This is a genomic window from Virgisporangium aliadipatigenens, from assembly GCF_016863615.1.
In the GTDB taxonomy this organism is placed as follows: domain Bacteria; phylum Actinomycetota; class Actinomycetes; order Mycobacteriales; family Micromonosporaceae; genus Virgisporangium; species Virgisporangium aliadipatigenens.
The window spans coordinates 160,749-180,001 of record NZ_BOPF01000018.1 but is presented as its reverse complement, the minus strand read 5'-3'; the positions used below and the strand labels follow the sequence as shown (position 1 = coordinate 180,001).

Below are 19,253 nucleotides of genomic sequence, written 5' to 3'. Positions count from 1 at the left end.
GCCATCGTGCCGACCGAACAGGTCACCCCCTGACCGCTTGGCGGCGGCCCCGCGACGCGAATCTCGACCGGACCTTTATGGTCACCGCCATGGTGGAACCCGCTGAGCGCCCGTTCGACGCCGTGCTGTTCGACTGCGACGGGGTGCTCGTCGACTCCGAACGCATCACGAACACCGTGCTGCGCACGATGCTGCACGAACTCGGCTGGCAGGTCTCCGAGGCCGACTGCTTCCGGCTCTTCGTCGGCCGTGCGCTGCGCGACGAGACCGCTCTGATCACCACCAACACCGGCTTCGCCGTGACCGACGAGTGGCTCGAGAACTTCCGCGTTCGCCGCAACGAGGCCCTGACCCTCGGCCTGCTGCCGATCCCCGGCGCGATCGGCGCCGTCCGGGAGATCGACCGCCGGTACCGCGGCAAGCTCGCCTGCGCCAGCGGCGCCGACCGGCACAAGGTCGAACTGCAGCTCGCCAAGATCGGCCTGGACGCCGTTTTCGCCGGCAAGATCTTCAGCGGGATGGAGACACCGCTCAGCAAGCCCGCCCCGGACGTCTACCTGGCCGCGGCGGCCGCCCTCGGCGTCGATCCGACCCGCGCCGCCGTCATCGAGGACACCGCGACCGGCGTCCGCGCCGGAGCGGCCGCCGGCGCCACGGTCTTCGGCTACTGCCCTCCGGACAGCCCGTCCCACAACCCCCCGCAGGTGCTGCTGGACGCCGGGGCCACCCACACCTTCACCGACATGGCCGACCTGCCCGCCCTCCTGGCCGCCGTGCCCACGGCCCACTCGCGGCCCTGAGCCCGAGGTCCGCGCCGCTTGACATTGTTTGTATTACCAACCACTATGGAGGTAGTTGGTAATACAAACCTTTCCACGGTGCTCCCAGGGAGGACATCATGCGGACGATCGTGATCGGAGGCGGGATCGCCGGAGCCGCCGCCGCGCTCGCACTGCGGCAGGACGGCCACGAGGTGACCGTCTACGAGGCTTACGAGGACCCGGCCGGGGACGTCGGCGGCCACCTCAGCCTCGCGGTCAACGGCCTGCGCGGGCTGGAGAAGCTCGGTTGCCTACGCGAGGTCCAGGCGGCCGGATACGACATCGCGCGGATGCGTTTCCACACCGGGAGCGGACGCCGGCTGGGCGACGTGCCCCGCCTGCGCCGCGACGCCGATCCCCTGCGCAGCGTCACCATCATGCGCGGCCGGCTCGTGGCCACCCTGCGGCGGGCGGCCCTCGACGCCGGCGCGCGGGTCGTCACCGGCGAACGCCTGGTCGGCATGCGCGAGACACCCGACGGGGTGACGGCCGAATTCGACTCCGGCCGGCACGACACCGCCGATCTGCTCGTGGGCGCCGACGGCATCCACTCCACGGTGCGCGGACTGCTGGACCCGTCCGCGCCGCGCGCCCGGTACGCGGGGCTCTACGGGGTCGCCGGCATCGCCACGCTGGAGGATCCGGAGGTCGGCGTCTGGAACCTCACCTTCGGCCGCAACGGCGTCTTCGTCCACAGCACCGTCGACGAACGGACCGCGTGGTGGGCGGCCCAGATCGCCGATCCGGTCGCGCCGCAGCTGCGCGGCGTCGACGAGGCGCAGTGGCGGCGGCGCCTGCCCGGGCTGTTCCCGGAGGCCGTGCCGTCGGCCGTGCTCGCCGGCACGACGAAGGTTCTCGCGGCCGCCTACATGCACGTCTGCGACCCGGTCCGCACGTGGCACAGCGGACGCGTCGTCCTGATCGGCGACGCCGCCCACCCGGTCGGCGTCGGGCAGGGCGCCTCGATGTCCGTCGAGGGGGCGCTGGTGCTCGCCGCGGCGCTGCGGAGCGCGCCGACGGTTCGCGCGGCGCTGGAGGCCTATGACGCCGAACGCCGTCCGCGCATCGCGAAGCTCCTCAAGCAGGCCGACGGCGCGCGCGACGGCAAGAAGCCCGGCGCCGTGAAGCGACACCTGGACGCGGTGAAGATGCGCCTGGTCCTGCCGTTCTACGAACGGGCTCAGGGCTACCTGTACGACTACGAACCGACCGTGTCCGGCGCACGCACCGGGGTGTGACGCCGCTCAGCCGTCGGGCAGCGCAGCGGTCAGCGTCACGTGCGTTCCCACGGCTGAGGGCGTGACGGTGACCTCGTCGCACAGCCGCCGGGCCAGCCACAGTCCGCGCCCGTGGATCTGGTCGGCGGGCGGCAACGCCGCCGGCACGACGACGGCGGCCAGCCCGCCCTGATCGCGAACGTCGACCACGATCCGGTCGCCCCGATCGGTGATGGTGACGTCGGCGGCTCCCCCGCCGTACTGCACCGCGTTGATGACGATCTCGTTGACCGCGACGGTGAACAGGTCGGCGCGCTCGCGTCCCATGCCGGCCGCGCACGCCGCCGCGATGAGGCGGCGACGCAGCTCCCCGATGTCGGCGACAGTGACCCGGGTCGTCTCGCGGGCAGGCTCTCGCCCTCCTCGCGCCGGGTCGGCCGCTCCTGCGTCCACGGCCGGATAGTACCCGTGCCCGCTGCGCGCAATCGCTTCCCGCCGGCAGCGAACGGCCGGTCCGGCGCCTAGGATGCCCGAAGGCAACAATGGTCCCCACCCGTTCAGGGAGGCGTCGTGTCACTCGGACTGTCGCTGCGACACGGCGGCGACACGATCACCGTCTGCGTGAGCGGCGACATCGACCTGCGCACCGCCGCCCAACTGGAGGACGCGTTCGCCGGGCAGACCGGCGGCTCGGCGGCCACCGTCGTGGTCGACCTCACCGAGGTGGAATTCGTCGACTCGGCCGGCATCAACGCGCTGCTGAAGGGGCAGCGCGGCGCGCAGTCACACGGCCAGGCGTTCCGGATCAGCGGCACGCGGCCGCTCGTGCGGCAGGTGCTGGAGATGACCGGCGTCTGGGACCTCCTCAGCGGACACGAGCGGTGACGACGGTTCGGTAGGACCCCGACGATGACGGACGACGTGCTGCACACCGACGCCGGTACGCACCTGCGCCGGCTGCAGGCCATCACCGACGCCGCGCTGTCCCACCTGGGTGTCGAGGACCTGCTCGCCGAACTGCTGGAGCGCACCTGCGACCTGCTGCGCGCCGACACCGCCGCCGTCCTGCTGCTCGACTCCAGCGGCACCGAGCTGGTGGTGACCGCCGCGAAGGGGCTCGAGGAGGAGGTCCGTCAGGGCATTCGGGTACCGGTCGGGCAGGGCTTCGCCGGGACGGTCGCCGCCCGCGCCGAGCCCGTCGCGGTCGAACGTCTCCATCCGACCGATGTCGTCAGTCCCGTGCTGCGCGCCAAGGGACTCGCCTCGATGCTCGGCGTGCCGATGATCAGCACCGGTCGACTCGTGGGCGTGCTGCACGTCGGCACCCGGACGACCCGCCGGTTCGGCCCGGAGGACATCGAACTCCTGCGACTGGTCGCCGACCGGGCCGGCCTCGCCGCCCAGGCACGCACGTCGCGCCTCGACCGCGCCACCGCCGTCGCCCTGCAGCGCAGCCTGCTCCCGGACCGGCTGCCGTCCGTCGCCGGGCTGGACATCGCCGCCCGCTACGTACCCGGTGCCGAGGTCGGCGTCGGCGGCGACTGGTACGACCTGTTCGCCCTGCCGTCCGGGCACGTCGGCATCGCCATCGGCGACGTCGCCGGCAGCGGCCTGCACGCCGCCGTCGTGATGGGGCGCATCCGCAGCGCCCTGCGCGCCTACGCCCTGGAGACCCTCGACCCGGGCGATGTGCTCACCCGCCTCGACCGCAAGGTCCGCCTGTTCGAACCCGACGCGATGGCCACCGCCGTCTACGCGGTCCTCGATCCGGCCCGCGCGGTGCTGAACGTCTCCAGCGCCGGGCACCTCCCGCCGCTCCTGGTTCACCCGGACCGCCCCGCCGCCCCGCTGGCGATCCGGCCGGACCTGCCGCTCGGCGTCGACCCCGCCCGGCCGCGCCGCGTGGTCACCACCGGCATCACCGCCGGCACCGGGCTGTTCCTCTACACCGACGGCCTCGTCGAACGCCGCGCCCGCCTGCTGTCGGTCGGCATCGAGGCACTGCTCGCCGCGCTGCGCCCGGTGCCCTCGGACGAGATGTGCGCCTCCGCGATGGCGGCGCTCCTGCACGGGCACACGGCCACCGACGACGTCGCCGTGCTCGCCGTGCGCACCATCGGGTAGCGCCGCGACGCCCGCGGCTAATGCGCCAGGGCGACGGCCGGCTCGGGCGGTTCGACGGGCAGGCGGTGCGGCCGGACCACCACGAAGCAGACCACGGTGGCCGCCAGCATCCCGCCGAACACCACGACGGCCATCGCCAGCGCGCCCACACCCAGCATCCCCACCACCGGCGCCGCCGCCGCGCCCACGCCGAACTGCACCGCGCCGAGCAGCGCCGCCGCGGTGCCGGCCGCCTCGCCGTGGCGGGACAGCGCGAGCGCGGGGGCGTTCGGCATGGCCAGGCCGACGGTCGTGAGCACGAGCCACAGCGGCACCAGGACGCCGGCCAGCCCGCCGAATCCGGTGGCGGCCGTCGCCAGCAGCACCAGCCCGAACCCGAGGCCGGCCAGGAGCGAGCGCCCCAGGATCCGCTGCGGCGTCCACCGGCGCAGCAGCCGCACATTGAACTGCGTGGCCCCGATCAGCCCGACCGCGCCACCGGCGAAGACCAGCGCGAACTGCTGTTCGCTCAGCCCGTACTCGTCCTGGAAGACGTAGGAGGAGCCGCTCACGTAGGCGAACAGCGCCGCCATCGCCAGCCCCGCCACGAGCACGAGGCCCACGTACACCCGGTCGGTGAACAGCCGGCCGTAGTCGCGGGCGGTCCCCCGCACACCCTCGTTGCGGCGGGCGGCCCGCGGCAGCGTCTCCGGCAGGACCAGCGCGGCGGCCACCATGATCGCGACGCCGGCGCCGGCCAGCACCACGAACACTCCCCGCCAGGACGTCCGGCCCAGGACCAGGCCGCCGACCGTGGGCGCCAGGATCGGGGCCACCCCGATGACGAGAACGAGGCGGGAGAAGAGGCGGGCGGCGGCGTTCCCGTCGAAGAGGTCGCGCACCATCGCCATGGCGATCACCGCGGCCGCGGCGGCGCCCAGCCCCTGCAGCACGCGCAGCGTGCCGAGCACCGTCAGGTTCGGCGCGAACACGCACAGGACCGAGGCGAGCACGTGCACCGCGATCCCGGCCAGGAGCGGCAGCCGCCGGCCGACGGCGTCGGAGAGCGGGCCGATCAGCAGCTGCCCGAACGCCAGGCCGGCGAGCGTTCCGGTGAGGGTCAGCTGCACGGCGGCGGCGCTCGCGTGCAGGTCGGCGGTGATCGTGGGCAGCGACGGCAGGTACATGTCGATCGTCAGCGGCCCCAGGGCGGCGAGAAAGCCGAGGACCAGAACGATGCGGAACCGGCGTCCGATCGGGAGCAGTTCTCCGGGTGAGATGTTCCGGGCAGGGTCGGTCGCGGTGTGAGTGTCGGCCACCCCTTCGACAAGTCGCCGGCGCATCGGGTTCTTCCGCCCGCGCCGCGCGGGTAAGGGTGATCACACGCGGGAGGGCCGCCTGATCACTGGGAAATCCACTAGCTATGTCGGCGTCGGGTAGCGGGTCACGTCGATTGTGGCTAGCCTCCTCGACGCCGAGGATCCGTTGGGCGATTTCACGGGACGGGTCCCGCAAAAAATCGGATTGCCAATGATTCCGCTGAGATTAGGCTCCGATTTTCTCGGATCAGCGCAAAAAATCGATGGAGGACAATTGTGAGCACCATGACCGCGACCGGGCAGAAGAGCTGGCTCGTCACCACCCTGCTCTGCTTCTTCCTGGGCATGCTCGGCGTGCACCGCTTCTACGTCGGCAAGATCGGCACCGGGATCCTGCAGATCGTGACGTTCGGCGGGCTCGGGATCTGGGTCCTGATCGACTTCATCATGATTCTGGTCGGCAGCTTCAAGGACAAGCAGGGCCTGGCGCTGGCCCGCTAGTTCCACCCGCAGCGCGGGGCCGACCGGACGATCCGGCCGGCCCCGCGTCGTGTCCGGGGCCGGTGTTCGCCCCGGACGCCGCTTCAGATGCTGCCGAAGACCTGGGTCCAGTACGGGGTGCCGTCGGCCTTGCGGGCCAGGCCGACGCCGACGGCCTTGGCCTTGCAGTTGAGGATGTTGGCGCGGTGGCCGGGGCTGTCGAGCCAGCCCTTGGTGACGGTTTCGGCGGTGCGGTAGCCCCAGGCGATGTTCTCGCCGATGGCGCCGGTGTAGCCGGCCCGCTTGGCGCGGGTGACGAAGTTCGCGCCGTCGGTCTTGGAGGTGTGCGAGAAGTAGTTGAGCTTGACCATGTCGGCGCTGTGCGCGCGGGCGGCGAGGGTGAGTTTGGCGTCGGTGCGCAGGGCGGCGCAGCCGTTCTTGAGACGGGCGTCGTTGGTCAGCTTGATGACGGTCGCTTCGAGGGTCGTGTCGGGTACCGGGGTGGTGGCGGCCTGGGCCGTGCCGGCGGCGAGGGCGAGCCCGCCGAAGAGGGCGGCGGACAGCGTGGCGATGGCACCGATACGACGAACGAGTGAAGTCATGCCCGACACGTCGGACGCACCCGCCGGCCATCGAGGAGTAGCACCCGTTGGCACCGCGACGGAACCGACCCGCTACCGAGGCTCGCACACGCGCGCGGCCGGCCCCGAAACCGAACGGCACCCGTCCGGACACGCGCTCCTACATCGCCGCGTCGTGCGCCACGATCGCGGCCTGCACGCGATTGGTGCAGCCGAGCGCCGTCAGGATGCGGCTCACGTGCGCCTTGGCCGTTCCCTCGCTGATGTGCAGCGACCTGGCGATCTCCGCGTTGGACGCGCCGTCGGCGACGAGGGCGAGAACGTCGCGTTCCCGCCCGGTCAGCGCGTCGAGGCGGCGGCGGGCGTCGTCCCCGCGGGTCTGTTCCCGACCGACGTACCGCTCGATGACGTGCCGGGTGATCCGGGGCGACAGGATCGCCTCGCCCGCCGCGGCGACCCGGACGGCGCCGATGAGATCGTCCGGCGGGGTGTCCTTGAGCAGGAACCCCGCCGCCCCACCGCGCAGCGCCCGGGCCACGTACTCCTCCTCGCCGAACGTCGTCAGCATCACGACCCGGGTCCGCGGCACCAGCGTGGCCAGCTGCGCGGCGGCGGCGAGCCCGTCGAGGGCGGGCATCCGGATGTCCAGCAGCGCGACATCGGCCCGGTGCCGGCGGGCCAGGTCGACGGCCTCGACGCCGTTGCCGGCCTCGGCGACGATCTCGATGTCGTCGGCCGTCTCGAGCACCATGCGGATACCCGCGCGGATCAGTGCCTCGTCGTCGGCCACCAGGACCCGGATCATCGATCGCACCCTTCGCTCACGTGATCAGCCAGGCTACTTCTTCGGCACCGGGATCTCGTCCTTGTGCACGAGCCTGCCGTCCTTGAAGCAGAACCGGTAGACCGACTCCGCCGACCGTGCCAGCGCGTAGTCGCAGCTGGTGCCCTCCGGGGCGGCCGGCTCGGTGCCCTTCACCGACTCCCGGGCCAGGTCCTGGTCGCCGTTGATGAGGTCGCGCACGTGCTCGCGGCTGTCACCGGCCTGCACCTTCTGGTACGTCTCGGCGGTGATCGAATCGTCCATGACGTTGACGATGTAGTAGATGCCGTAGCCGATCCCGCCGCAGGCGAGCAGGACCAGCACCGCGATGACGATCATCGACGTCTTGACTGTCTTCGACATGGCTTGCGCACTCCTCGGATAGGTTCCGTCGGAGTTACGAGCCTGCGCCGCGGCACCGGTCGCGGGCATCTGCCGGTCCGCCACGTCGTCGTGGTCGAAAGAGAGATCCGTCCGGTCCGATCGACCCACGGCCGGATCCAGCGGCAGCGACGCGCGGACCACGAAGTCACCGGTGCCGCCGTCGGTCCCGGCGGTGAGGGTGCCGCCGGCCAGCCGGGCCCGTTCGCGCAGGCCGGTCAGGCCGAGGCCGGTGCCGGCGGTCGGGGCGCCCGGGCCGCGTCGGGCGTTGCGTATCTCCAGGTGAACGTGGCCGGAGCGGATTTCCACCGACAGTTTCGTCGGTGCGGCGGGGGCGTGGCGGTGCACGTTCGTCAGGGACTCGCGCACGATCCGGTGGACCGCGCGGCGCAGCGGCACGGCCGCCTCGGTCAGGTCGGTGCCGTGCCACGACAGGTCGACGGGCAGGCCGGCCGCGCGGGACTCGGCGACCAGTCCCACGATGTCGGCCCGGCTGCCGACCTGATCGGTGCCGTCGTCGGGTGCGCCGGCGTCGAGGCGCAGGATCCCGAGGACGGCGCGCAGTTCCGAAAGGGCCGTGCGGGAGGTGGTGCGCAGCAGGTCGGCCTGCTTGCTGATCTCCGGTGACTGGTCGCGGGTGCGCAGTTCGAGGGCGCCGGCGTGCAACGTGATGAGGCTGAGCCGGTGGCCGATCAGGTCGTGCATCTCGCCGGCGATGCGGGCCCGTTCCTGCATGCGGGCGCGCTGGTCGGCGAGGCGGTTCGCGCGTTCCAGGAGGGCGTTGCGCTCGTGCAGCGCCTCGAGGGTGCGGGCGCGTTCGCCGACGATGACACCCACGGCGAACGGCAGCAGGATCAGCACCAGCGACAGCACCCCGCCGACGACGACCGTGCCCGTCCACTCCGGCTGGCGCAGCCCGAGGAACACGTCGCGCACCGTGCTGATCGCGACGGCCGCGGCGGCGACCAGGAGCGCCCGCCGCCGGTCGTTCACCCGTCTACCGGCGGCGTAGGAGAGGAAGACCGTCGACGGCAGCCCGAGCAGCGCGGGCACGGCGGTGTCGCCCACGGTGGCGAGCGCCGCGACGAGCACGCCCCCGACGAGCGCGGCGCCCGGCCAGCGGAACCGGCACAGCAGCGCCCCGGCGACGGCCAGCCCGAGCACCGGGTCGAACGGGTGGGCGCGCACGTCGAGGAGGCTGAGCGCGAACACCGTCGCCGGCAGGCCCAGCCGCCACACCGACACCCACCGGCCCCGCTCGGCGAGCCGCAGCGCCCGCGCCACACCGGCGGCGGTGATCGGACGCTGCATCACGACGCCTCCGCGGGGCCGGAACGGGTGCTCACTGTGCTGACGACCGTAACCGCGCCCAGGCCGTCGCCGCCGGTACCACGATCCACAGCAGCAACGCCGTCACCACCGGCAGCCCGTGGTGCCGGCCGGCGTCGCCGGTGGCCAGCGCGGCGGTCGCGGTGTCCAGGTCCAGCCAGACCCCGATGTCGACCGATCGGACGACCAGCAACGGCAGCGCCCACCGCACCACGTAGAGCAGGACCAGGGCCACGGCCACGTTGCGCAGCGCCGCCCCCAGCAGGAACCCGGCCGCCGCGCGCAGCAGCGTCACGCCCAGCACCGGCAGGAACCGCCGCGGCACGGCCCCCGCCGCGTCGGCCCCCGCCCCGGCGAGCACCACGGCGAGCCAGCCCAGCGCCACGAACGCCGCCGTCGCCACGGCCGCCACCAGCAGGAACGTCGCCGACGCGGCCAGCAGCCAGCGCCCCCGCCGGGGCGCGACGCCCAGCACGAGCACGGCCCACCCGCCGGTGAACGCCGATGCCGCCCCGACCGCGCCGATCACCGGCCAGAACAGCCCGTACAGCGCCTCCGCCAGCGCGAACCGCTCGGCGACCACCCCGCCGGTGAGCCGCCCGCCGGGCAGGCCCACGCCGAGCGCGGCGGCACCGGCGCCCGCGGCGACCGACAGCACCGCGGCCACCGCCACGAACCGGTGCGCGCGCCAGATCCGCAGCTGCACGCCCGCCAGCCGGGTGAACGGCACGGGGCGCAGCCATGGCGCGGCCGGGGCCGTCATCGGGAGTTCCCGTCCGCCGTGAGCCGCCGGTAGGCGTCGGTGAGCCGCTGCCGTTCGCCGACCAGTTCGCGAACGACCAGGCCGCCGGCGGCCGCCAGTTCGCCCACCTCGTCGGTCGTCGCGGCGGTGACCCGCAGCGTGCCGTCGGCCAGGTGCTCGGCCTTGCTCCCCCGGTGCCACAGCTGCTCGACCAGCACGTCGGGGCGGTCCACCCGGATCAGCACCGTGCCGCCCGCCAGCAGCGCCCGCGTCGGTTCGTCGCGCACGACGACGCCCTGGTGCAGCACCACGATCCGGTCCGCGACCTGTTCGATCTCCGGCAGGTTGTGGCTGGAGATCAGGACGGCGTTGCCCGCCTCGGCGTGCGCGGCGATCCAGGTGCGCAGTTCGTGGGCGATGTCGGGGTCGAGCGCGTTGGTGGGCTCGTCGAGGATCAGCACCTTCGGCCGGCCGATGAGCGCGAGGGCGATGGCGAGCCGCTGCCGCATCCCCATCGAGAACGCCCCGACCCGCTTGTGCGCGGCGGCGGTGAGGCCGAACAGTTCCAGCACCTCGCGGGCGCGGGCCACGGGCAGGCCGGAGAGGCCGGCGGCGACCGTGACGGCCGTGTGCGCGCTCCACTGCGCCGGCAGGGTGGCGGCGTCGAGCGAGGCCGCGACGAGGCCGCCGAGCCGGCCGAGCCGTTCGACCGGAACACCCGCGAGGTGGACGCGGCCCGTGTCGGGCCGGACCAGGCCGACCGCCATCCGCATGAGGGTGCTCTTGCCGGCGCCGTTGTGGCCGACCATGCCGACCACGGTCCCGGGCGCCACCTCCAGGCTCACGTCCCGCAGCGCCCGGACGTCTCGATAGGTCTTGCTGACCCGGTGGAACTCCAACATGCCGCGCGACACTACGAGTCCGACGGCCCGGCCCGGATCTGCCGATCTACCAGAACGCCCGGCCGATCGTCAGCCCTTGCACCGGTGCCCCACGATGGGTCGGCCCGTCATCGATGCCCGTAGGGGGCGCCCCATGACCGGATCCATCGTCGCCGCGGAAGACTGGTCGATCTTCGACGAGAACTCCTGGCTCGGCGTGCCCGGCCTGCTGGCCCTGGCCGCCGCCGGCCTCCTCGGCAGGCTGCTGCTGCAGCTCGGGCGGCCCCGGCTGCGGCATCCCCGACTGTCGGCGTTCGCCTGGGCGTACCTCGCCGGCGGCGCCGAACGGGTGACCCGGGCCGCGCTGGCCGGACTGCGCGCGCAGGGCGGCATCGCCGTGCTCCCCGGCCACATCCTGCACGCGAGCGCACCGCAGCCCTACGCCGAACCGGTGGAGGTCGCCGTCCTGCACGCCCTGTCCGTCGGCGTGCGACCCGTGCTGCTGTCCCAGGACCCCGCCGTGATCGCCGCGATGATCCCGCACATCGAGGAACTGCGCCGCGAGCACCTCCTGCTGTCGCCGCGCCGGCGCCGGGCGGCCCGCATCGTGAGCGTCGTCGGCGGCATCGGCGGGGTGCTGGTCGGCACCTTCGTCTTCTTCGTGGGCCTGGCGATGATCTTCATCAAGGTGGGCGAGCGGCCGTTCCTCGCCCGGAGCGTGCTCACCCGCGGCCGGCGGCGCTACCCGCTGGAACGGGGCTGGGCACACCGCGGCCCGACGGTGGTGCGCACGACGGTCGCCCTGCACGGCGACGCGGCCCTGCTGGACGGCGACGTCGAACTCGCCCACGCGCTCGGCGTGCACCACCCGCCGCCGCCGTCGAACGGCCGCCGCGGCCGCGACTTCGACCTCGACGGGGGCGGCGACGGAGGCAGCGACGGGGGCGGGGGCGGATGCGGGGGCGGCGGCGGCGACTGACCGGCTTGCCGGGCGAAGGTTCCGCCGGGCGGTCCGGCCGGGGTGCGGCGGGCGCTCACGCCCGGCGGCGACCCGCCACCCGCTTGACGGCGGCGTACGTGAGGCCGGCGGCCGCCACCCACGGCGCCGCCACGATGATCAGGTCGAGCGGCTGGTGCACGAGGTCGGTGCGCCGGCGCCCCACCCGCGACGCGAAGCCGTGGTGGGTGAACTCGCTGAGCACACCGGTCTGCGTGATCGGATCGTCCGGCCGGGTGCTGACGAACGAGCGCAGCGTGCTCTCGACGGCGTCGACCCGGTCGGCGGCCAACAGGAGCAGCCAGTGCGCGGCCCGGCCCTCGCTGTAGCGCGCGTAGGCGAACCGGCGCATCACCCCGGACAGTCCCTTGGGCGGAGTGGACGTGCCGAAGACCGGCGTGAGGAACTTGTGCTCGATCGAGCGTTCCCGCGGCCAGCGCTCGGGCTGCCGCTCGGGGAAGTCCCATGCGGCGCCGTTGAGGCCGGGGTCGAACTGCTCACGGGGCACGGACGGCCGGTCCTTCGGATCCAGGTCGACGCCCCAGCCGGGGATCCGCGCGCGCAGCGCGGCGCTGGACTCGGCCAATTTCGGCTTGTCGGCGGTGTACGGCATGGCGGGTCTCCGATCCGGTCAGGCGGCGTTCGGCACGATGAGCGGCTTGATGCAGTCGTCGAGATTGGCGGAGAAGATGTGGTAGCCCTCGGCGATGTGCTCCAACGGGATCCGGTGCGTCACGATCTCGCTGGGCTTGAGGTAACCGTTGCGCACGTGCTCGAACAGGCGCGGCCACTGTCGTTTCACCGGGCACTGGTTCATCCGCAGGGTCAGCCCCTTGTTCATCGCGTCGCCGAACTTGACGGCGCTGAACATCGGCCCGTAGGCGCCCACCACCGAGACGGTGCCGCCCTTGCGCACCGAGTCGATGGCCCAGTTGAGCGCGATCGGGGAGCCGCCCTGCAGCTTGAGCTTGGCGGCGGTGACGTGCTGGAGGAAGTTCCCGTCGGCCTCCGCGCCGACCGCGTCGATGACGACGTCGGCCCCGAGATGATCGGTGAGCCGCTTCAGGTGCACGACGATGTCGTCGTACTCGACGAAGTTGTAGGTCTCCGCCTGCGCGAAGCTCGCCGCCTTGTCCAGCCGGTACTGCAGATGGTCGATGACGATGACCCGGCCGGCGCCCATGAGCCACGCGGACTTCGCCGCGAACAGGCCCACCGGCCCGGCGCCGAACACCACCACGACGTCGCCCTCGACGATGTCGCCGAGTTGGGCGCCGAAGTAGCCGGTCGCGAGGGCGTCGGTCAGCAGGACCGCGTCGTCGTCCTCCATCCACTCGGGGATGACGCTCGGCCCCACATCGGCGAACGGCACCCGCACGAACTCCGCCTGGCCGCCGTCGTAGCCGCCGCACGTGTGCGAGTAGCCGTAGATGCCGCCGACGGCGGTCGCGTTGGGATTGACGTTGTGGCAGTTGGCGTACAACCCTCGGGCGCAGAAGTAGCACGACCCGCAGAAGATGTTGAAGGGAACCATCACCCGGTCGCCCGGTGCGATGTGGCGCACCGAGTCGCCCACCTCGTCGACCACGCCGATGAACTCGTGCCCGAAGGTCATGCCGACCCGGGTGTCCGGCATCATGCCGTGGTAGAGGTGCAGGTCGGAGCCGCAGATCGCGGCGCGGGTGACCCGCACGATCGCGTCGTTCGGGTGCTCGATCGTCGGGCGGTCCTTCTCCCGCACAGCGATCCGGTAGGGCCCTCGGTAGGTCATCGCTTGCATCACGGGCCTCCTGAGACCTCGTCGTCGCGGGCGCCCCGACCCGTTCGGGTCCGAGGCCTGCGCCGGGCTACCCGGGCCGGAGCCCGACAAACACCGGCCGGACCGCCGCGCGAGCGCTGCCGGATTCATCGGCGGAACGTCGCCACGCGCACGCTGCCGAGCCAGCCGCCCAGCCGGCGGCGGAGCCGTCCACGGCGGTGTCCACCGTGCACCGCCCCGGTCGGCGGCGGATCGAACAGCGACCCCGGCCCGGACGCGGCCGCTGCGGCCCCGGTCACGAACGTGGCGCTCCACCGCGCCACGAGCGACTCGGTGACCCGCGGCGCCACCCGGTGGGCGAACAGGGCCACGTGCGAGACCACGCCGGTGGTCGCCTGCCGGCGCGGGCGGCGGGCGCACGCGAGGATCGTGGCGGCGATCCGTTCCGGGGCGTACGCCGGCGGGATGGCCCGCAGCCGGCGGCCGGAGTGGTTCGCGGCCCGGGCGAAGAACGGCGTGTCGACCGGCCCGGGCAGCACGAGGCACACCCCGATTCGGGGATGGCCCGCGACCGCCTGCCGGAGGTTCAGCGCCAGCCCCCGGATCGCGAACTTGGACATCGAGTAGAGCGGCACCAGCGGGTTCGGGAACAGCGACAGCAGCGATCCGACGAGCACGAGCACCCCCCGGTCCTGCGCGCGGAACGTGGCCAGCGCGGCCCGTGCGCACAGCGCGGAGCCGAACACGTTGGTCTCCACCAGCCGGCGCAACTCCGCTACCGACTCCGAGCCCAGCGGTCCGACGATGCCGACGGCCGCCGCCTCGACCCACACGTCGATCCGCCCGAACCGCTCCACCGCCAGCCGCGCCAGGCGTTCGACCGCCGCCGGATCGGCGATGTCGGTCGGCACGACCAGGGCCTGCGCGCCCCGCTCCCGGCACAGCCCGGCCACCTCGGCGAGCGCCTGCGCACCGCGCGCGGCGAGCACCACAGCGGCCCCCTCGGCGGCGAACGCCAGCGCCGTCGCCCGGCCGACCCCGCTGGACGCCCCGGTGACCAGCACCACGGCGTCCCCGAACCTCCGATGTCCGGCCACCCCACCTCCCGCGCACTCGTGCGGCCGGGGCCACCGCTACCCAGGGCGCGCCCGCCCACTCCGACGCCCCGGACAATTTCGGCCGTCGGCCGGTCCGCGCGCCGGAGCCGATCCCGACACCAGTGCCCGGCATCAATGGAGCGCCCCGGGGTACACCGCCCGGCAGAAGGAACGACAGCGGCCCGTCCCCCAGGAGGCCGCTGAGCACGGAGGAGATGCGACATGGCCCTCGGCCGCAGGAGTGGCAACGACCGGCGCGACGTCGACGTGGAGGCCGCGGCCACCACCCGCACCGGCGACGACCGACCCGTCGAGGGGTCGACCGTCGGCCCCGACGCGGGTCCGGACAGCCCGGCGGCGCTGCGGGGCAAGGGGCTGTTCGCGGCGCTGAAGCGCACCTTCAAGCAGTTCTCGGCGGACAACATCTCCGACTGGGCCGCCGCGCTCACGTACTACGGTGTCCTGTCGATCTTCCCCGGCCTGCTGGTCATCGTCTCGCTCCTGGGCATGTTGAGCGACAACGGCCAGCGGACCGTCCAGGACGCCGCGAAGGAGATCGCCCCGAGCGGGCAGCTCCAGAGCCTGGTCGACACCGTGCTCAACCAGGTGAAGGAGCCGGGCACGGCGGGCGTCGCCGCGATCGTCGGTATCGTCGTGGCCTTCTGGTCGGCCTCCGGGTACATCGCCGCGTTCATGCGCGCGTCGAACGCCGTCTACGACGTTCCGGAGGGGCGCCCGATCTGGAAGACCCTGCCGATCCGCGTCGGGGTCACCGCGATCGTCGGCGTGATGCTCATCGTCTCCGCCGCCATCGTCGTCCTGACCGGCGATCTGGCCCGCGTCGTCGGCGAGAAGATCGGGCTCGGCTCGGTCGTCGTCACCACCTGGAACATCGCCAAGTGGCCGGTCCTGGTCATCCTGGTGAGCCTGATGTTCGCCGTCCTGTACTGGGCGTCGCCGAACGCCCGCACCGGCGGCTTCCGCTGGGTGAGCCCGGGCGGCCTGTTCGCCGTGCTGGTGTGGATCCTGGTCTCCGCCGCGTTCGCGGTCTACCTCGCCGGCTTCGCCGACTACAACAAGACCTACGGCACGCTCGGCGGCGTCATCGCGTTCCTCGTCTGGATGTGGATCAGCAACATCGCCATCCTGCTCGGGGCCGAGCTCGACGCCGAACTCGAGCGCGGCCGCGCGATCGCCGCCGGCCACGACCCGACGGACGAGCCGTTCCTGGAACTGCGCGACGATCGCAAGATCAAGAAGGGCAGCCAGAACGGCCTGAGCGCCGGCTAACGGGCCGGCCCGGAGCCCTTCAACGGATCGGGCCGCAGGAACCGCCAGAGCAGCCGCTGCACCAGCAGCGTCAGCACGCCGGCGAGCACGATCGCGACCACGTTGATCAGCAGCTGCAGCGCGGAGCCGACCGCCTCCTCACGCACGCCGTAGCCGAGGGCCACCGTCGCGTTCGCCGCCGCCGGGATGGTCGTCACCGAGATCAGCACGCCGACCAGGGTGCCGGCCTTGGCCGACGTCAGCGACAGCATCCCGGCGACCCCGCCGAGAAAGCCGATCACCCAGGACAGCGCGTCCGGCCGCCAGATGAAGTCGGTCAACGGCCGCTCGGCCAGCAGCATCGACCGGTCGACCAGCCCGAACGCCGTCAACAGCCACACCGCGCCGACCGTCAGGAACATCGCCGCGACGAACCCCACCACGAGCGCCAGCGCGGATCGCCGGATCAGCACCGGGCGCCACCGCGCGAGCCCCACGCACAGGGCCGCGAGCGGACCGAACTCCGGCCCGACCACCATCGACCCCACGATGAGGATCGGCTGATCGAGCAGCACCCGCACCGCGGCGATGATCATGGCGATCGTCATGAACGCCAGATACGAGGCGGACAGCTGCGCCTCCTCGCCGGTCTGCTGTTCGATCTCGTGCCACACCACGGCGTCGACGCCCAGCCCCGGGGTGTTCCGCGCGGCGCGGTCGGCGGCCTCGGACAGCGCCGCGTCGACCCGTTCGACGACGATCGAGCCGTCCTGCTCCAGGCCGAGCTCCCGCAGGCGGTCGAGCACCGAGCTGGCGCCCTCGCGCACCACGTCGAACTCCACCAGGTCCCCCGCCGGCGACAGCGCCACGCCGGGCAGCACCACCACGTGGGTCACGGCGTCGTCGGCGGCGAGGATCTCGCGCACCCGTTCGCTGACGCCCTCCGGAGTGATCACCCGTACGTGCAGCATGCGACCCCTCGCGATCTCGGCTGGCAGGCAGTCTAGGCCGCGCCGCCCGGCCCCGGTCGGGGCAGGCGTTCGGCTCCCGTTTCGCAGCCGGTCGTGCAACCCGGGCCTGGTTCGCTGAGACGGTGCCACGCCCCTGGACGAACGCCCTGCGCCCGCCGACGCGCCACAACCGCTGGTGGCGGTTCCTCGTCGTCGGCGTGCTCGTCGTGTGCGCCGCCCAGCTCGCGCCTCCCGGGGTGGCCCTGGCGCTGTGGTCGCTGCCGCAGGCCCTGGGGCTCGTGGCCACCGTCGCGATGCTGTGGCGCCGGCCGGCCGGTTCGCCGCTCGGGTGGTGGCTACTGCTGTCCGCCCGCGCCGCGGGGCTGGCGGCCGTCGGCTACTGGGCCTGGCAGGGCCTGGTCAACGGCGTGCCGCCGACGTCGACCCAGATGGGGCTGAGCCTGGCCGCCCAGTACGCGCTGTTCGCGTTCGCCGGCCTGCTGCTGACCCGACGGCGGCGCGCCGGGAGCACCGCCGAGAACGGCGTCGAGGCCGGCGCGGTGGTGCTGTTCCTGTCGATGCTGGCGTGGTCGTTCGTGGTCCGGCCGTACCTCGCCGAGCCGAGCGGCCGCCAGGTCGACACCGGCGTGGCGGCCGTGTACGCGCTGATCGACCTGGCCATCCTGGCGGTGGTGCTCCGCGGGCTCGGGCGACGCGGCGGCGCCCCGCAACGCCTGCTCGGCGGTGCCGCCGCCGCCCTGCTCGCCGGTCACCTGGTCTACGCGGCGACCAGCGGCCAGGGCGCGGCCGCGTTCCTGCCCGGCGGCGTCGCGTTCCTGCTGACGCAGGTCGCCGGGGTGCTGCTGACCGCGGCGGCGCTGCATCCCCGCGCGGCCGAACTCGGACGGCTCGACACCGGCGAGACCCGGCTGATCAACCGGCCGGTCCTGATCGCCTATCTCGTCACCGCGGTGCTCAGCCCGTTGCTGCCCGTCCTCGCCGGCCTGACGCTCGACGGGGCGGACGCCGAGCTGCTCGTTCCCTCGCTGATCAGCGCCGCGCTGTGCGGCCTGCTCATGTCGCGGATCTGGCTGCTGGTGCGCATCGCCCAGCACCGCGCCCGGCGGCTGGACACGCAGGCGGACGAACTGCGCGCCGCGCTGCACCGCCAGCAGGCCCTCCAGCATCAGCTGACCCACCGCGCCACGCACGACACGCTGACCGGCCTCGCCAACCGCGATCTCTTCCTCGAACGGCTCGACGTCGCCGCGGCGTCCGGGGAGCCGCACGGCGTGGTGCTGTGCGGGCTCGACGGGTTCAAGGAGATCAACGACGCGCACGGGCACGGGCTGGGCGACCGCATCCTGACCGAGATCGCCGCCCGCCTGCGGGTCCTGGTGGACGCGACCGACACCCTCGCGCGGCTCGGCGGCGACGAGTTCGCCGTCCTGCTCACCCGCGACCCGGGGCGGGCCGGCGAACTCGCCCGGTCGGTGGGCGAGGCCGTCGCCCGGCCGGTCGTCGTCGCGGGGCACCGGCTGCACCTCACCGTGAGCATCGGCATCGTCGAGACCGAGCGGCACAGCCCGTCGCCGACCGTCACGCTGGCCAACGCGGATCTCGCGCTCACGGCCGCCAAGCAGGCCGGACGCGACCGGGCCGTCCGGTGCGACGACGCCCTGCGCTCCGCCCACCGGGAGCGCACCGAGATCGCCGACGGCCTGCGCCGGGCGTTGCACGACGGCAGCCTGTACCTGCACTACCAGCCGGTGGTGGACACCGCCACGGGCGAGATGGCCGGTGTCGAGGCGCTGATGCGCTGGGACCGCGACGGGCAGGCCGTGCCGCCCGCCACGTTCATCCCGATGGCCGAGGCGACCGGCATGATCGACGCGCTCGGCCGCCACGCCCTGCTCACGGCCTGCCGGCAGGCCCTCGACTGGCACCTGCGCTCGGGCCTGCACCTGGCCGTCAACGTCTCCGTCCACCAGCTGCGCAGTCCCGACTTCGTCGAGTCCGTGCTGAGCGCCCTGGCCGAGTCGGGGCTGCCCGCGCCCGCGCTCGTCCTCGAGATCACCGAGTCGGCGCTGATCGACACCGCCGAGTCCGCCATCGCCCAGCTCCGGACGCTGCGCGCACACGGCATCCGGATCGCGATCGACGACTTCGGCACCGGCTACTCGTCGCTCGCCTACCTGCACACCCTGCCGGTCGACATCCTCAAGATCGACCGCAGCTTCATCATGCGGCACACGGACTCGCCCCGGGCCGAGGGCACCGCGGTCACCCGGGCGATCGTCGACCTGGCCGGCAGCCTGCGGTTGGCGACGGTCGCCGAGGGGGTCGAGACGGGCGCGCAGGCCGAACTGCTGCGGCGGCTCGGCTGTTCGCTCGCGCAGGGCTACCACTTCAGCCGGCCGGTGCCGCCGGAGCGCATCGCCGAGCTGCTGGAACGTCGGGCCGCCCTCGCCGCCTGACCGAACGGCCCCGTCGCGGCTACAGTT

Annotated in this window: 19 protein-coding genes; 8 read left to right on the top strand and 11 right to left on the bottom strand. The window is 73.2% G+C overall.

Going from position 1 to position 19,253, the window contains the following annotated elements; translation table 11 throughout:
- The first annotated feature begins 89 nt into the window (after nucleotides 1–89).
- Together Val02_RS24230 and Val02_RS24225 are read left to right on the top strand one after the other, a co-directional pair.
- Nucleotides 90–800, top strand: a complete 711-nt coding sequence (locus Val02_RS24230) for an HAD family hydrolase (RefSeq protein ID WP_203901473.1) — start codon at nucleotides 90–92, stop codon at nucleotides 798–800.
- A 98-nt stretch (nucleotides 801–898) separates the two neighbouring features.
- Complete coding sequence (locus tag Val02_RS24225) at nucleotides 899–2,059, top strand: FAD-dependent oxidoreductase (protein WP_203901472.1); 1,161 nt, start codon at nucleotides 899–901, stop codon at nucleotides 2,057–2,059.
- 6 nt (nucleotides 2,060–2,065) lie between these two features.
- Here Val02_RS24225 and Val02_RS24220 read toward each other — a convergent pair whose 3' ends face one another.
- Nucleotides 2,066–2,491: an ATP-binding protein gene (locus tag Val02_RS24220; RefSeq protein WP_203901471.1), complete on the bottom strand. Its 426-nt coding sequence runs from the start codon at nucleotides 2,489–2,491 to the stop codon at nucleotides 2,066–2,068.
- A gap of 117 nt (nucleotides 2,492–2,608) precedes the next feature.
- Between Val02_RS24220 and Val02_RS24215 the strand changes: the two genes are divergently transcribed.
- A complete protein-coding gene (locus Val02_RS24215) occupies nucleotides 2,609–2,923 on the top strand; it encodes an STAS domain-containing protein (protein WP_203901470.1) in 315 nt (104 codons plus the stop codon).
- Between the two features lie 24 nt (nucleotides 2,924–2,947).
- Nucleotides 2,948–4,162, top strand: coding sequence for a PP2C family protein-serine/threonine phosphatase (locus Val02_RS24210; protein ID WP_203901469.1), 1,215 nt, complete (start codon nucleotides 2,948–2,950; stop codon nucleotides 4,160–4,162).
- Between the two features lie 17 nt (nucleotides 4,163–4,179).
- Here the strand turns inward: Val02_RS24210 and Val02_RS24205 are convergent, their stop codons facing one another.
- Nucleotides 4,180–5,484 carry a multidrug effflux MFS transporter gene (locus Val02_RS24205; protein WP_203901468.1) on the bottom strand — a complete coding sequence of 435 codons (1,305 nt, stop codon included), beginning with the start codon at nucleotides 5,482–5,484 and terminating at the stop codon, nucleotides 4,180–4,182.
- 261 nt (nucleotides 5,485–5,745) lie between these two features.
- On the opposite strand from Val02_RS24205, the gene Val02_RS24200 reads away from it, so the two are divergent.
- Nucleotides 5,746–5,961 carry a TM2 domain-containing protein gene (locus tag Val02_RS24200; RefSeq protein ID WP_239153307.1) on the top strand — a complete coding sequence of 72 codons (216 nt, stop codon included), beginning with the start codon at nucleotides 5,746–5,748 and terminating at the stop codon, nucleotides 5,959–5,961.
- 83 nt (nucleotides 5,962–6,044) lie between these two features.
- Here Val02_RS24200 and Val02_RS24195 read toward each other — a convergent pair whose 3' ends face one another.
- From Val02_RS24195 to Val02_RS24175, 5 genes are all read right to left on the bottom strand, one after another.
- Nucleotides 6,045–6,542 carry a CAP domain-containing protein gene (locus tag Val02_RS24195; RefSeq protein ID WP_203901467.1) on the bottom strand — a complete coding sequence of 166 codons (498 nt, stop codon included), beginning with the start codon at nucleotides 6,540–6,542 and terminating at the stop codon, nucleotides 6,045–6,047.
- Between the two features lie 139 nt (nucleotides 6,543–6,681).
- Nucleotides 6,682–7,326, bottom strand: a complete 645-nt coding sequence (locus Val02_RS24190; protein WP_203901466.1) for a response regulator — start codon at nucleotides 7,324–7,326, stop codon at nucleotides 6,682–6,684.
- Nucleotides 7,327–7,359: 33 nt separating this feature from the next.
- Nucleotides 7,360–9,036: a sensor histidine kinase gene (locus tag Val02_RS24185; protein WP_203901537.1), complete on the bottom strand. Its 1,677-nt coding sequence runs from the start codon at nucleotides 9,034–9,036 to the stop codon at nucleotides 7,360–7,362.
- Between the two features lie 31 nt (nucleotides 9,037–9,067).
- Nucleotides 9,068–9,817 carry a hypothetical protein gene (locus Val02_RS24180; protein ID WP_203901465.1) on the bottom strand — a complete coding sequence of 250 codons (750 nt, stop codon included), beginning with the start codon at nucleotides 9,815–9,817 and terminating at the stop codon, nucleotides 9,068–9,070.
- Complete coding sequence (locus Val02_RS24175; protein ID WP_203901464.1) at nucleotides 9,814–10,698, bottom strand: ABC transporter ATP-binding protein; 885 nt, start codon at nucleotides 10,696–10,698, stop codon at nucleotides 9,814–9,816. Before Val02_RS24175 ends, Val02_RS24180 begins: the two co-directional genes overlap by 4 nt.
- A gap of 133 nt (nucleotides 10,699–10,831) precedes the next feature.
- On the opposite strand from Val02_RS24175, the gene Val02_RS24170 reads away from it, so the two are divergent.
- The gene (locus Val02_RS24170; RefSeq protein WP_203901463.1) at nucleotides 10,832–11,656 is read left to right on the top strand and encodes a TIGR04222 domain-containing membrane protein; all 825 of its coding nucleotides are present in this window, start codon (nucleotides 10,832–10,834) and stop codon (nucleotides 11,654–11,656) included.
- 55 nt (nucleotides 11,657–11,711) lie between these two features.
- On the opposite strand, the gene Val02_RS24165 is transcribed toward Val02_RS24170, so the two are convergent.
- The 3 genes from Val02_RS24165 to Val02_RS24155 form a co-directional block, all read right to left on the bottom strand.
- A complete protein-coding gene (locus Val02_RS24165; RefSeq protein WP_203901462.1) occupies nucleotides 11,712–12,287 on the bottom strand; it encodes a hypothetical protein in 576 nt (191 codons plus the stop codon).
- An 18-nt stretch (nucleotides 12,288–12,305) separates the two neighbouring features.
- A complete protein-coding gene (locus Val02_RS24160; protein WP_239153298.1) occupies nucleotides 12,306–13,445 on the bottom strand; it encodes a zinc-dependent alcohol dehydrogenase in 1,140 nt (379 codons plus the stop codon).
- Nucleotides 13,446–13,579: 134 nt separating this feature from the next.
- Nucleotides 13,580–14,530 (bottom strand): SDR family NAD(P)-dependent oxidoreductase, encoded by a 951-nt coding sequence (locus tag Val02_RS24155; RefSeq protein ID WP_203901460.1) that lies wholly within the window; start codon nucleotides 14,528–14,530, stop codon nucleotides 13,580–13,582.
- A gap of 222 nt (nucleotides 14,531–14,752) precedes the next feature.
- Here Val02_RS24155 and Val02_RS24150 point away from each other — a divergent pair, with 222 nt between their 5' ends.
- Nucleotides 14,753–15,820: a YihY/virulence factor BrkB family protein gene (locus tag Val02_RS24150; protein WP_203901459.1), complete on the top strand. Its 1,068-nt coding sequence runs from the start codon at nucleotides 14,753–14,755 to the stop codon at nucleotides 15,818–15,820.
- On the opposite strand, the gene Val02_RS24145 is transcribed toward Val02_RS24150, so the two are convergent.
- Complete coding sequence (locus Val02_RS24145; RefSeq protein ID WP_203901458.1) at nucleotides 15,817–16,770, bottom strand: DUF389 domain-containing protein; 954 nt, start codon at nucleotides 16,768–16,770, stop codon at nucleotides 15,817–15,819. The two genes, Val02_RS24150 and Val02_RS24145, sit on opposite strands and share 4 nt — an antisense overlap.
- Nucleotides 16,771–16,892: 122 nt before the next feature.
- Here Val02_RS24145 and Val02_RS24140 point away from each other — a divergent pair, with 122 nt between their 5' ends.
- A complete protein-coding gene (locus Val02_RS24140) occupies nucleotides 16,893–19,226 on the top strand; it encodes a putative bifunctional diguanylate cyclase/phosphodiesterase (protein ID WP_203901457.1) in 2,334 nt (777 codons plus the stop codon).
- The last annotated feature ends 27 nt before the right edge of the window (nucleotides 19,227–19,253 follow it).

Bases quoted from the DNA above. Each gene is read 5' to 3' on its own strand.
- Val02_RS24200 (WP_239153307.1), top strand. From the start codon at position 5,746: ATGACCGCGACCGGGCAGAAGAGCTGGCTCGTCACCACCCTGCTCTGC.
- Val02_RS24145 (WP_203901458.1), bottom strand. From the start codon at position 16,770: ATGCTGCACGTACGGGTGATCACTCCGGAGGGCGTCAGCGAACGGGTG.
- Val02_RS24190 (WP_203901466.1), bottom strand. From the start codon at position 7,326: ATGATCCGGGTCCTGGTGGCCGACGACGAGGCACTGATCCGCGCGGGT.
- Val02_RS24150 (WP_203901459.1), top strand. From the start codon at position 14,753: ATGGCCCTCGGCCGCAGGAGTGGCAACGACCGGCGCGACGTCGACGTG.
- Val02_RS24210 (WP_203901469.1), top strand. From the start codon at position 2,948: ATGACGGACGACGTGCTGCACACCGACGCCGGTACGCACCTGCGCCGG.
- Val02_RS24170 (WP_203901463.1), top strand. From the start codon at position 10,832: ATGACCGGATCCATCGTCGCCGCGGAAGACTGGTCGATCTTCGACGAG.
- Val02_RS24175 (WP_203901464.1), bottom strand. From the start codon at position 10,698: ATGTTGGAGTTCCACCGGGTCAGCAAGACCTATCGAGACGTCCGGGCG.
- Val02_RS24160 (WP_239153298.1), bottom strand. From the start codon at position 13,445: ATGACCTACCGAGGGCCCTACCGGATCGCTGTGCGGGAGAAGGACCGC.
- Val02_RS24180 (WP_203901465.1), bottom strand. From the start codon at position 9,817: ATGACGGCCCCGGCCGCGCCATGGCTGCGCCCCGTGCCGTTCACCCGG.
- Val02_RS24165 (WP_203901462.1), bottom strand. From the start codon at position 12,287: ATGCCGTACACCGCCGACAAGCCGAAATTGGCCGAGTCCAGCGCCGCG.
- Val02_RS24185 (WP_203901537.1), bottom strand. From the start codon at position 9,036: ATGCAGCGTCCGATCACCGCCGCCGGTGTGGCGCGGGCGCTGCGGCTC.
- Val02_RS24195 (WP_203901467.1), bottom strand. From the start codon at position 6,542: ATGACTTCACTCGTTCGTCGTATCGGTGCCATCGCCACGCTGTCCGCC.
- Val02_RS24230 (WP_203901473.1), top strand. From the start codon at position 90: ATGGTGGAACCCGCTGAGCGCCCGTTCGACGCCGTGCTGTTCGACTGC.
- Val02_RS24205 (WP_203901468.1), bottom strand. From the start codon at position 5,484: ATGCGCCGGCGACTTGTCGAAGGGGTGGCCGACACTCACACCGCGACC.
- Val02_RS24225 (WP_203901472.1), top strand. From the start codon at position 899: ATGCGGACGATCGTGATCGGAGGCGGGATCGCCGGAGCCGCCGCCGCG.